This window comes from Rubrivirga sp., from assembly GCF_965213695.1.
Classification (GTDB): domain Bacteria; phylum Bacteroidota; class Rhodothermia; order Rhodothermales; family Rubricoccaceae; genus Rubrivirga.
This window is the reverse complement of the sequence record NZ_OZ243912.1, coordinates 266,408-279,169: the sequence shown is the minus strand read 5'-3', so window position 1 is coordinate 279,169 and position 12,762 is coordinate 266,408. Positions and strand designations below refer to the sequence as shown.

The following is a 12,762-nucleotide window of genomic DNA, read 5'->3' as shown; positions in this document are numbered from 1 at the left end:
CGTACCCCGTACCGGGTACCCCGTACCCTTGCGAGTCAGGCCCAGGCCCGGCCGACCTCGGAGAGCGGGACGTCGGCGTCGTAGCGGCCGGGCGCGGCGAGCCACTGGAGCTCCTGCGTCGCGCCGACCTCGGACGTGTAGTAGCCGGCGAGCGTGAGCTCCTTGAGCTGGCGGAAAAACGGCGGCGGCGCGGCCTCGCCCACCGTCGCCGTCCCCTCGCCGGTCGAGAGCTCGGTCGCCTCCGCGGTCTCCTCGTCCATGGCCTCGCCCAGGTCGCCCTGCATCCCGGCCACCTCGTGGTCCTGCTCCTCGTTGGCCTGGTACGTCCCCTCCTGAGCCGCGCCGGCCACGTCGCCGTCGATCTCCTCGTCGTCCGGCCGGGCTTGGCTGCCGACGGCGCCGGGCTGGTCGGCGTAGGCCTCGGCGTCGAGCGTGGCCACGAGCTGGGCGCGGGCGTCGTCGCCGAGGTCGACGAACGAGCCGGAGGCCCGGCGGTCGACGGCGTCGAGCTCCGTCAGGAACCCGTCGCGCTCTTCGGCCGCGTACCAGTCGGTCAGCATCATGTCGACGAACTGGGGCACGCCGGCCTCGGCCGCGCCGGGCGTGTCGGTCTCGGGGATGATCTGGTCGACGAGCGCCGCGAGCAGGTCGGGCTGGCCGCCGGTCAGCGTCCGGTACTCGTAGGCCGCGAGGTCCGAGCCGCCGGGCGTCTGGCAGCCGGCGAGCAGGCCCGACGCGAGCGGGGCCGTCGCGACGCCGCCGAGCACGGCCGACAGCCGGCGGAGCGCCGAGCGGCGGTCGATGGGAGGGCCGAAGGTCATAGGAGGGTGGGATGGGGATGCGTGATCCGTGATGCGTGATTCTCACGCGGGCGCCGAGGTGCCTGCGAAGGGTCACGCATCACGGATCACGCATCTGAAATCAGGTCACGGCCGGAACGCCGGCCTCAGTGGCGGGCGTGAGGCTGGCGCCGGGCGCGTCGGCGTGGGGCTCGACGGTCGCGGCCGAGCGGTCGACGCGGTCGTTGAACAGGGCCATGAACAGGACGAGCACGAGGGCGGCGAAGCCGGCGGGGATCCACCAGAACTGGGCCCACTCGGCCAAGGGCAGGACGTCGCGGCCCGCCAAGAACCCGTTGTAGACGGCGCCCGCCACCTGGGCCCCGATCAGCATCCCGACGCCGTAGGTCACGAGCACCAGGAGCCCCTGGGCCTGCCCACGCACGGCCGGCGTCGACTTCTTCTCGACGTAGATCTGGCCCGTCACGAAGAAGAAGTCGTAGCAGATGCCGTGGAGCGCGATGCCGCCCACGATCATCCAGGTGACGGAGGCCGGCGCGGCGAGCGCGAACAGCGCGTAGCGGATCACCCACGCCAACATGCCCGCCGCCAGCATCCACTTGACGCCCCACCGCACGAACAGGAGCGGCATCAGCAGCATGAACAGGACCTCCGAGACCTGACCCAGCGACTGCGTGGCCGCGATGTTCTCGAAGCCCGTCGCCCCCAGGAAGAGCTGGGTAAAGTTGTAGTAGGCCGCGAGGGGGATGCAGATGAGGAAGCTGGCGGCCAGGAAGATGTAGAACGGGCGGCTCCCGAGCTGCTTGAACGCGTCGACGCCGGCAATGCTCGCTACCGAGACCGGCTGGCCCTTCGCGACCGGCGGCGTGTTCGGCAGCGTGAACGAGAACGCGCCCAGGACGAGCGAGCCGATCCCGGTCAGGTAGAGCGGCCACGCCGTCGCCTCGGCCGACTCGACCCCGAGCACGGGGCTCAGCACGAACGAGATCGACAGGCCGGCCACGATCCACCCCAGCGTCCCGAACACGCGGATCACGGGGAACTCCTTCTCCTGGTCCTCCAGTTGCTCGAACGCGATCGTGTTCGACAGGCCGAGCGTCGGCATGTAGCAGAGGTTGTAGGCCAACAGCGCCAGGATGAACAGCGTCGGGTCGCCGATCAGGCCCGGGGCCAGCAGGATGAACACGCCCCCGAGCAGGTGGAGCACCCCGAACACCTTCTGGGCCGCGAAGTAGCGGTCGGCGACGAGCCCGAGGAAGAACGGGGCGACGATGGCCGCGATGGGGTTGACCGTGAACGGCCAGTGCGTCAGGTCGCCCAGCCCGTTCTCCGCCATGTAGACGGCGACGGTCGTGTACCACGCGCCCCAGACGAAGAACTCCAGGAACATCATCGTGCTCAGCCTGGCCTTGATCCCGTTCATGGTGGTGGGGGCTAGAGGGTGCGGATGCGGACCGAGCGGACCCACAGCCGGTCGCCGTGGTCCTGGAGCCCGATGATCCCAGCGCGGCGGGTGCCGTAGCCGGGGAAGGCCTCGCCGTTGCGGAACTTGCTGACGGCCACGCGCGCGTTCCAGTCGGCCGAGCCCTGCTCGGCGGAGACGACCTGGGTGCCGTTCAGCCAGTGCTCGATCCGGTCGCCGTCGGCAACGACGCGCGACGTGTTCCAGTCGCCAGGCCGGAGCACGGAGGCCGTCGGCGTGTAGAGGTCGTAGAGGCCGCCGGCCTGGTGGCTCGGGTACTTGCCGTCGGGGTGGCAGGTGTCGTCGAGCATCTGCATCTCGAGGGCGGTCCGCCAGATGGGCGCCACGTCGGCGCTCTCCTCGCCGCGGTAGAACAGGCCGGCGTTGCCGCACTCGGCCAGCTTCCACTCGACCTCGAGCTCGAAGTCGGCGTAGGTGCCGGGGGCCACCAGGTCGCCGCCGTCGTCGGTGCCGGGCGTGAACGCGATCACCCCGTCGGCGACGGACCACGCGGCGGGCGCGTCGGGGCGCGCGTAGCCGTGCCAGCCGTCGAGCGACTGGCCGTCGAAGAGGTCGACCCAGCCGGCCGCGGGGGGCGGAGGGGTTGCGGCGCCCTCCGCCCCTCCGCAAGCCGCGAGCGGCACGAGGGCGGCAGCGAGCAGGATCGCGGGGAGTCTCATTAACGGACCGTGAAGGGGTGCCAATGTAGACCCAGAGGCCCGCCGTGCGAAAGCCCTTCCACGCCGCCTACGCGCTCCGCGACCGGAGCTCGATGACGAAGTTGCCGCGCGCGGCCCCGGCCCCGTCCATCGTCCCCCGGATCTCGGCTGGGTCCTCGTTGGAGAGGACGCCCGCGATGGTCCCCATAAACGGGGGGCGGTCCTCGTAGCGGATGCTCAGGGTCAGGTTGCCATTGACGAACGAGCCGTCGCCGATGACGAACTCGAACCGGCCGTCGGGCGGCGCGTCGGGGAGCCCCTCGACCACGCCGCTCCCGGTGATCCGGGTGCCCGTGTCGGTCATCCGGATCTCGATCGGGTAGCGGGGGGCGTCGGCGGCGTCCGGCCGGAACACGACGCCCTCCCAGGTCCCCGTCACGCCGATGGGGTCGGGGCCGCCGCCGTCACACGCGGAGAGGACGAGGAGCGCGACGAGCGCGAGGGGGGCGAGCAGGCGACGGGTCATGGGAGCGGGAAGGAGCAGCCGCAAGCTAGTCCGGCTCGGACCCTCGGTCGGCGATCTCGGCGTGCCCTGCGGAGCGACCGCAACCTCGCCCCTTGTCATCCTGAGCGAACGCGAAGGATCTCAACGCGGGGTCCCGGGCCGTAGGGAGCGGTGCCGGAGTGGTCGGAGGATCGTGCTGAGATCCTTCGCTCTGCTCAGGATGACATGAGTGGGGTAACCAAACGCCGACGTTGCGCTCGCGCCCTGCGGGATGCTCCGCTCCGCGCCTCGCCCCGTCAGCGGCGAGCGACGGCGGGCGCCCGCGTCTCGACCCGGTCCACGTGGAGCCCGCCGACGCCGCGGCCCTGCTCGAGCCCGTGGTCGGCCGCCATCCGGTAGTGGATGCCGCCGTAGAGCCGGCTGATCGCGGCCTCCTCGGCCGCCTGGCGGAACGACGCGAACGGCCGGGCCGGCAGGCCGTACGGGATCTCGACCGTGTCCACGAAGCTGACCTCGTCGCCGTAGAGCGCGGTCAGCGCCTCGGCGGCGGCGCCCGAGATGACGCTGTGGCCGGACGAGTACTCGGGGAACGGCGGCGTCTGCAAGAGCGGCACCCAGTCCTCGTCGAGGTGCTCGTTGATGACCGTCTCCGGGCGGATCAGCCGGCTCCGGTACTTCTCGTCCCAGACTGAGAGGAACCCGTCGGCGAGGGCGAGGGCGGTGCGGGCGTAGGCCTCGGCGGCGCCCGCCACGTCGTCGCCGGCGTCGCGGCTGGCGATGGCCGCGATGCCCATCCAGTGGCCGCCCGGCGTGATCTTCTTGGTGGCGAACATAGCGTGGCCGCGCGTGTGCATCACGTAGGGGTTGCAGTCCCAGAACGCGGCGATGTCGCGCTGCTCGTCGGTCATCTCAGTCGTGACGGCGTAGACCTCGTCGACCTGCTGGCGGAACGCCGTGCCGGGCGCGAGCGAGAACGGCGGCGGCGGCGGCGGCTTGAACTGGGCGGCCGAGTCGAGCACGAACGGGCGCAGCGTGCCCCAGTTGGGCTCGATGGCGTCCATGTACGCAGGCGGTGTCGGGCGCCACGTGCCGGGCTCGTTCGTGACGGTGTAGGCCGGGCCGCTCCGCGTCTGGGCGTAGCCGTCCTCAGCGGCCCACGCCAGCACGTGCTCGGCGACGGACTCGCCATACGCCTGCGACCGGGCCGCCAGCCGTCGGCCCAGCCCAGCCTCGCGGAGTTGGGCCTCGGCGTCGTCGCGGTAGGCGGCCACCTCGTCGGCCGAGAACGTCAGCGCCTCGCCGACGGCGAGCGCGGCCCAGACGGCGGCGGTCGGGCCGTGGACGTCGCCCTCGGGCGGCGGGGGCGCGTCGAAGTCGCGGAGCTGGCCCGCGAGCGAGGCCATCTCGGGCCGGGTCGGGACGAGCGCCTCGTAGGCAGCGACCGAGACGTAGGCGTAGACGCGGCTCGCCTGGGGCGGGCTGAAGATGTCGTGCGTCATCACGTCCGTGACCCGCTGGACAGCCCCATGCAGCAGCTCGGGGTCGGCGGCCTGGGGCGGCGGGGGCGCGTCGGGGCCGCCGCAGCCGGCGACCGACAGGGTCAGGGCGAGCAGGAGAGCCAGGCGCGTCATCGGCACAGTCGTTTTACATGTCGGAAGATGATGGTGGCCGTCCCACCCGGCAAGGCACATCCCCGGTTTTCACCGCGTTGCCACCACCTCTGGTCGGACGCGGAACGCCTGGAGCGGCCCGTCGCTGGTGGCCGAGAGCAGCCGCCGGCCGCCGTCGAGGAACCGGAGCGCGCGGACCTCGCCGTCGAGCGCCAACCCGCCGTCGAGCCCGACCGGCTCGAACCCGCCGGCGCCGTCGCCCAGGAGCGCCAGCCCCAGGCCAGCGTCGTAGCGCCCGCGGTCGGGGCGGACGCCGAGCTGGCCGCCGCCGAGCACCAGATCGAGCACGCCGTCGCCGTCGAGGTCGGCCGAGGCGAGCGCGTAGACGGGCTCGATCTGGGCGAGGTCGGGGAGTGGGCGGAGGTCGAACCGGCCGGCCCCGTCGTTCCAGGCGACGGCGCTCGCGAACGTGGTCGCCGTCCGCTGCTCGGCGTCCCGAGCGCGGCGGCCGAACAGGTCGGGGACGGTCCGGGCGCCGAACTCGGCGGCGGTCGGGAACCGCTTGCGGAGCTCGGGGAACGTCTGCTGGAGCAGGCCGATGGTCGCCAGCGGGTAGTCGTCGCCGTCGCGGTACGAGGTCACGATGCCGTCGAGCGCGTCGTTGCCGTCGAAGTCGGCGAGCCAGAGCCGGGCCGGGTGCTCGGGCGACGCGCGCAAGCGCGAGTTGAGGCCGAGGTTGCCGAGGGCGAGGTCGAGGTCGCCGTCGCCGTCGAGGTCGGCCACGTCGAGCGCGGTCCACCAGCCGGTCGCCTCGCCGAGCCCGACATCGAGCAGCTCGAAGCCGGCGCCCGTCGCGCGGTAGACGGTCGGCGCCATCCACTCGCCGACCAGCACCAGGTCGGCGCGGCCGTCGCCGTCGACGTCGCCCCAGGCGGCGCGGCTGACCATTCCGACTTCGGCCAGGCCGGGCGCGAGCCGGGCCGTCACGTCGCGGAATCGGCCCCGACCGTCGTTCTCCAAGAGTGCGCTCGGCGCTGGCATCCCGTACGCCCGCGGCACCACGCGCCCGCCGACGAACAGGTCGGTGTCGCCGTCGCCGTCCCAGTCGGCCGGGGCGACGGCGCCGACGTGGACCCAGCGGTCGGGGAGCGACCCGGCCGGCGCCTCCCGGAACCCGCCGGCCCCGTCGCCGAGGTAGAGCCGGTCGAGAATGGCGTCGTTCTCGCCTCGGAACTCGTTGCCGGCCGTGGCCACGTAGAGGTCGAGCGCGCCGTCGCCGTCGGCGTCGAAAAAGGCGGCGTCGACGGCCTCCCCCTCGGCGTGCTCGGCCCAGGCCGCGACCTGCCGCTCGACGAACGTGCCGGCGGCCGTCTGTAGGAACAGCGCGTTGGCCTGAGCGCGCGCCCCGCCGACGAACACGTCGTCGCGGCCGTCGCCGTCGACATCGGCCACGGCGACGGCCGGGCCCAGGCGCGAGACCATGTGGGGCATGAGCCGCTCGCGGTTGAAGTCGATGAACACGTTCTCGACGTGGCGCCACGGCGGGAAGGTGGCGTCGGTTACGTCCTCGAACAGCCGCCGCGCCGTCGGGGCGGGCGCGTCGTCGGCCGGGCCGGCGTCGGCCTGGCGGAGCGTGAGCGGCCCGGCCGGCACGTCGGCCAGCGTCTGCGTCCGCCCGTCCGGCCACGTCACGCGGACGCGCGCGGCCCGCTCCGCCCCGTTCAGCCCGACGATCAGCCGGGGGTCCTGGGACGACAGGAACCCGCGGGTCGGATACGCCTCGGCCGTCTGCCGGCCGACCGAGTCGGCCCAGACCTCGACGCGCGCGCCGACGCCGCCCGTGTTGGGCGCCTCGCCTTGGAGCGTGACCACGAGCGAGGTCGCCCCGCGCTCGGCCGCGTGGTTGACGTAGACTGCGGCCGGCCCGTTGACGTCGTTGACGACCACGTCGAGGTCGCCGTCGTTGTCGAGGTCGACCGTCGCCGCGCCGTTCGAGAAGCCCTCGTGCGCGAGGCCCCAGTCGGCCTCTTGGAACCGGAACCCGCCGACGCCGCGGAACGCCTCGTTGGGGATGGCCACCTGCGGCATCCGCTCCCACACCTGGCGGCTCTCCTCGCCGATGCCCTCGGCCAGCGTCTGCTGGACGGCCGCGTCGGAGACGTAGTTGATGTAGTCGAGGTCGTTGGGCCGGCGCCAGATCCCGTTCGTGACGAAGAGGTCGCGGTGGCCGTCGAGGTCGAGGTCGGCCAGGAGTGCCGACCAGCTCCAGTCGGTCGCCTCGATGCCGGACGTCGTGGCGACGTCGGAGAACCGGGGGGTGCCGTCGGCGCCCAGGCCGCGGTTGAGCTGGAGCGAGTTGCGGGCCACCTGCGGCCCGTAGCCGATGGACCGCTTGAAAAAGTCGACGTCGTAGGTGTCGTCGCCGACCGACGTCTGGCGGATGTCCTCGCGCCGCGGCATCATGTCCAAGACGACCAAGTCGGAGCGGCCGTCGCCGTCGACGTCGGCCGCGTCGGCGCCCATCGAGAACCGCGACGAGTGGGCGAGCGCCGCCTGGGACACCTCCTCGAACGTGCCGTCCCGCTGGTTGAGGTAGACGAAGTCGTTCTCGTGGAAGTCGTTGCCGACGTAGAGGTCGGGCCACCCGTCGCCGTCGAGGTCGCTCGTGACCACCGACAGCCCGTACCCACTCAGCCCGCTGACGATGCCGGCCTCCTCGGTCACCTCGACGAACCGGGGGAGGCCGCCGCCTTCGCCGTCGTTGCGGTAGAGCCGGTCGCCGGTCTGCTCGTCGCGCTGGCGGGTCAGCTCGGGCCGCTCGTAGCTCCGGTCGGTGTGGACGGCGTGGTTGAGGAGGTAGACGTCGAGGTCGCCGTCGCGGTCGTAGTCGAAAAAGGCGGCCTGGGTCCCGAACCCCTGGAAGTCGAGGCCGACCTCGGCCGCGGCCTCGCGGAACCGGGGGACGCCGTCGGGCCCGGCGCCCTCGTTGAGGAACAGCTCGTTCCGCCCGCGCTGGCCCTGGTAGTCGCCCAGGGCCGAGACGTAGAGGTCGAGCCGGCCGTCGCCGTCCACGTCGGCCATGGCGACGCCGGTCGTCCAGTCGCTCGTGCCGGCCACGCCCGCGGCCTCGGTCACGTCCTCGAAGCGGACCGCCCCGCCGGGCTCGGTTCGATTGAGGTAGAGCGCGTTCGGCCCTTCGTTGGCGGTGAAGTAGAGGTCCGCCAGCCCGTCGCCGTCGATGTCGCCGGCAGCCACGCCGCCGCCGTTGTAGTAGTAGAGGTAGCGGAGGATGTTGAAGTCGGCGTCCTCCGCCAGCGTGTTCTCGAACGTGACGCCGCTCTCGGCCGGGTCGAGGCGGGTGAACAGCGGCTCGCCCGGCGCCCCGCACCCGGCGACGGCGAACAGGAGGAAAGCGAGGAGAAGGAGTCGGGTCGGAGCCATGCAAGCAAGATCCATCGCTGAGTTGTTTGTCGTGTGGGCACCCCTCTCACTCGTAGTCATTCCCGCGGAGGCGGGAATCCAGGGATCGAGCGGCATGGAGATCGAAGCGAGCGTCTGGGTGAGGGCGATCTCCCCGGGGGCCTCCGAGTTTGAAGGGGGGTTAGCAACCGTCACCCTGGATCCCCGCCTGCGCGGGGACGACCTCGAGATGAAACGGATCAGCCGGATTGGACTTCACTCTCACGCGGCCGCTGACACGAGGTCGGTTGGAGCGAGAAGTACGATTCCGGCCTCCTCACCTCCATTCTAGAGAGTAGTGTCGGGTTGCTCGTGGGCCGACCCCCCGCTCCCCTTCCGGTCGCTCCGCTCCCAGGTCGGGGAGCTGTCCCCCTTGAAGGGGGACAGGCCGTCCGCCCGTTGAGCGGAGCGAGGGGCGGACGAACGGGGGGTACGGTGCACGAGCAAAGGGTTATGGCGCTAGCGGGCGGCCACGGGCTCTCCGCCGAGGGCGAACAGGACGGGCGCGGCGTCATTGCGCACGGCCACGACCCAGTCGCCAGCCGTACCCCGCACGCGGACCAAGTGGCGGACCTGACCGCCGACGCGGAACCCGGAGCGGACCGGCCGGAATCCGCCCCGCCCGTCGCCCAGCAGGAGGGCCCCGCGCGACGACATCTGGCGGCCGAGGTCGGGCTTGAGCCCGTCGCGGTTGCCGGCCATCAGCAGGTCCGTGGCCCCGTCGCCGTCGGCGTCCAGGCCGAGGGCGGCAGCCATCGGGGCGAGCTGGGCCTCGAACGGGAGCCGCCGGACGGACCAGCCCTCGGCCCCGTTCAGCAGGACGGCGCTCGCGAGCTGGGACGCCTGGTACACGTCCGCGCGTTCGAGCTGGGCCGGCGTCAGCAAGTCCTCGACGGTCTGGCCGACGTAGGTGCTCGGCGTGAGGTACTCGCGCTTGAGGCCCGGGAGCTGGGCCGTCAGCTCGTTGCGCAGGGCGAACGGCAAGCTCCGCCCCCGGTTGACGACCGACAGCAGCGGGTCGCTCCGCCCGTTCCCGTCGAAGTCGCCGACGTGGAGCCGGAGCGGTCCGCCCTCCGTCCGGAGCCGGCTGTTCAGGCCCCAGTTGGGCCCGACGAGGTCGGGGTCGCCGTCGCCGTCGAGGTCGGCCGCCACAAGCCCCTGCCACAGGCCGTCGGTCCCGTCAATGGGCGACGGCGCGAACCGGCCGCCGTCGTTCGTCCAAACCGTGATCGGCCCCCACTCGACGGCCGTCGCCAGGTCGAGGTCGCCGTCGCCGTCCCAGTCGGCGAACGCGGCGCCGGCCACCATCCCCACCTCGTCGAGGCCGGGCGCGGTCCCGCGCGTGACGTCCACGAGCCGGGGCGACCCCGGCCGGCCATCGTTGCGGAGCAGCGCGCTCCGGGGCGCGACGCCGTAGGCGCCCGGCACCACGCGCGCGCCGACGAACAGGTCCGTGTCGCCGTCGCCGTCCCAGTCGCCCGCGACGACGGTGCCGACGGCCTCGGTCGTCGCCGGGACCGCGCCGTCGGGGGCGGGCTCGAAGCCGCCAGCCCCGTCGCCGAGGTAGAGGCGGTCGCGGAGCGTCGGGCTCGACGGCTCGGCCTGGGACCCGCCCGAGCCCACGTAGAGGTCGAGGTCGCCGTCGCCGTCGGCGTCGAGGAAGGCGGCGGCGACGTCTTCCGACGCCGCGTCGGCGTCGAAGGCGGCGGGCGTGGCGAGGTCGAACCGGCCGCCCCGGCGGAGCCACAGGACGCCCGGCTGGCCGGCCGCTCCGCCTAGGAACAGGTCGTCCTGGCCGTCGCCGTCTACGTCGCCCACGGCGACGGCCGGGCCGTCGGTCGAGCGGGGCCACGGCATCAGGAGCTGGCGGTCGTAGTCGACGAACGGGTCCTCCCGGTGGCGCCAGTCGGGCGCGACCTCCGCCGTCACGTCGCGGAGCAGGCCGCGGTCGCCGAGCGGCCGAGCCAGGGCGCGCGGCCCGCCCGTCGCTTGGGCCTGGCGCAGCGTGAGCGCCCCGGCCGGGACGTCGGCGAGCGTCTGCGTCCGCCCATCGGGCCACCGGACGACGACCGAGTCCGCCCCGGCGGCGTCGCCCAGGCCGACGTGGAGGCGGGGGTCGACGCTCGACTGGAAGCCCCGCGTGGGGACGGCCTCCCGGACCTGGACCTCGCCGCCGCTCCACACGGCCACCTTCGCCCCGATCCCGCCCGTGTTGCGCCCCTCGCCGTCGAGCGTGACCACGAGCGAGCGCCCGCCGCGCTCGGCGGCGTGGTTGAGGTAGAGGCTGGCCGGCGCGTTGACGTTGTTGACGATGACGTCGAGGTCGCCGTCGCCGTCGAGGTCGGCGGTCGCGGCGCCGTTCGAGAAGCCGGCCTCGTTCAGCCCCCACCCCGGCGCGCGCTCGAAGGCCACGCTGTCGCCGACGCTCACGTTGCGGAAGGCCACGTTCTCGAGCGGCGTCGACGGCATGACCTCAAGGAGCTCGAGGAAGTCGACGCCCCGGCCGGTCGCCATCGCGTTCTGGTTCTGCGTGTCGGCCAGGAACGCGATGTAGTCCTGGTCGGTGACGTCGCGCAGGATCCCGTTCGTGACGAACAGGTCGGTCCGGGCGTCGAGGTCGAGGTCGGCGAAGAGCGCGGCCCAGCTCCAGTCAGTCGCGTCGACGCCGGCGATGCCCGCCATCTCGGAGAACGTGCCGTCGCCGTCGTTGCGCTGGAGCACGTTGCGCATGGCCTGGTGATGGTAGCCCTGGGCCACCTTGGCGCGGTACAGGTTGTGGCCCTCGTAGCTCGACGACGCCTTGAGCCGGTCGTCGTCGTCCGGCAGCATGTCGACGACGAACACCTCGGGCCGGCCGTCGCCGGTGAGGTCGGTCATGTCGGCGCCCATCGACGAGAGCGAGATGCTCGGCATGGCCTCTTCGAGGACCTCCTCGAACGTTCCGTCGCCGCGGTTCCGGTAGAGGTAGTCGCGCTCGAAAAAGTCGTTGGAGACGAAGACGTCCAAGAGCCCGTCGTCGTCGATGTCGCCCAACGTGACGCCCAGGCCGAAGGCGATCTCGGAGCCCAGGATGCCGGCCGCCTCGCTCACGTCGACAAAGCGGGGCGGCTCGCCGGGCCCGGCCTCGTTCCGGTACAGCTTGTCGCCGCCGGTCGGGTGCCGCTCGTCGCGGATGTTGCGCAACCCGAACGACGAGACGGCGCGGAACGAGTTGTTCAGGACGTACAGGTCGAGGTCGCCGTCGGCGTCGGCGTCGAAAAAGGCGCCGTGCGTCGAGGTCCCGTCGTCGGCGACGCCCCAGTCGGCGGCCACGTCTTGGAACCGGGGGACGCCGTCGGGCCCGGGCCCGAGGTTCCGGAACAGCTCGTTGGCGCGGTCCTCGCCGCTGGCGGTCCCGGCGTTCGAGACGTAGAGGTCGAGCCGGCCGTCGCCGTCGACGTCGGCGACCGAGACGCCGGTGCTCCACGCCTTCGTCCCGGCCACGCCGGCCGCCTCGGTCACGTCTTGGAACCGGACCGGCCCGCCCGGCTCGGTCCGGTTGAGGAAGAGCCGGTTCGGGCCCATGTTGGCCGTGAGGTACACGTCGGGCCGCCCGTCGCCGTCGACGTCGCCGATGCCGACCCCGCCGCCGTTGAAGAAGTTGCGGTAGGTGAACACGTTGAGCTCCTGGCTCTCCTCGATCCGGTTCTCGAAGTCGAGCCCGGTCTCGCTGGCCGTGAGCGACGTGAACAGCGTGTCGGCGTCGCCGGTGCATCCGCCGAGGGCGGTCGCCGCGAGGAGGCAGAGCAGGGACAGGCGCATGGACGGTCGAAATGGATGCTGGCGAGATCGGGCAGCGCTCGGCGTACCGCTCCCCTCCAGTTTCAGGACGGCTGTGCCTGGCGCGCGCCCCCACCGGTCTCTCCCCTTGTCATCCTGAGCGCAGCGAAGGATCTCAACGCCGACGGTGGAGGCCATCGGAACCGGTGGGGCAAGGCTCAGACTCCGATATGAGATCCTTCGCGTTCGCTCAGGATGACAAGGGCGGGAGTTTGGGGTCGCTCATTCAGCACGGTCGCCACGCGGTCGCGCCGGCGCTGGCGGGTTGACGCCTAGGTTGTCGGAGATGGAGACCAGGAACGAGAACGACGACGGGGAGTGCGCTGCTCCGCGTGCGCATTCAGCCTCCTGCGGTCCCAAACTTAACTCCTTGCTGATGCCGGACGCGCCACATGAACGCGACGCGCCCCGCTCGGACAGCCGAACGGGGCACGAAGACCAGAGACTA

7 protein-coding genes are annotated in these 12,762 nt (G+C 72.4%); all 7 read right to left on the bottom strand.

The window, feature by feature from the left end; translation table 11 throughout:
• Positions 1–35: 35 nt before the first annotated feature.
• Complete coding sequence (locus tag ACOOHE_RS01220; protein WP_420455978.1) at positions 36–821, bottom strand: gluconate 2-dehydrogenase subunit 3 family protein; 786 nt, start codon at positions 819–821, stop codon at positions 36–38.
• Between the two features lie 100 nt (positions 822–921).
• Positions 922–2,223 (bottom strand): MFS transporter, encoded by a 1,302-nt coding sequence (locus tag ACOOHE_RS01215; RefSeq protein WP_420455977.1) that lies wholly within the window; start codon positions 2,221–2,223, stop codon positions 922–924.
• 11 nt (positions 2,224–2,234) lie between these two features.
• Positions 2,235–2,942, bottom strand: a complete 708-nt coding sequence (locus tag ACOOHE_RS01210; protein ID WP_420455976.1) for a 3-keto-disaccharide hydrolase — start codon at positions 2,940–2,942, stop codon at positions 2,235–2,237.
• A 67-nt stretch (positions 2,943–3,009) separates the two neighbouring features.
• Positions 3,010–3,447: a hypothetical protein gene (locus ACOOHE_RS01205; protein WP_420455975.1), complete on the bottom strand. Its 438-nt coding sequence runs from the start codon at positions 3,445–3,447 to the stop codon at positions 3,010–3,012.
• A 275-nt stretch (positions 3,448–3,722) separates the two neighbouring features.
• Positions 3,723–5,057: a vanadium-dependent haloperoxidase gene (locus ACOOHE_RS01200; RefSeq protein ID WP_420455974.1), complete on the bottom strand. Its 1,335-nt coding sequence runs from the start codon at positions 5,055–5,057 to the stop codon at positions 3,723–3,725.
• 69 nt (positions 5,058–5,126) lie between these two features.
• Complete coding sequence (locus ACOOHE_RS01195; RefSeq protein WP_420455973.1) at positions 5,127–8,477, bottom strand: VCBS repeat-containing protein; 3,351 nt, start codon at positions 8,475–8,477, stop codon at positions 5,127–5,129.
• 477 nt (positions 8,478–8,954) lie between these two features.
• Entirely contained in the window at positions 8,955–12,296 is a 3,342-nt protein-coding gene (locus ACOOHE_RS01190; protein WP_420455972.1) for a CRTAC1 family protein, read from the bottom strand.
• Positions 12,297–12,762: the final 466 nt, after the last annotated feature.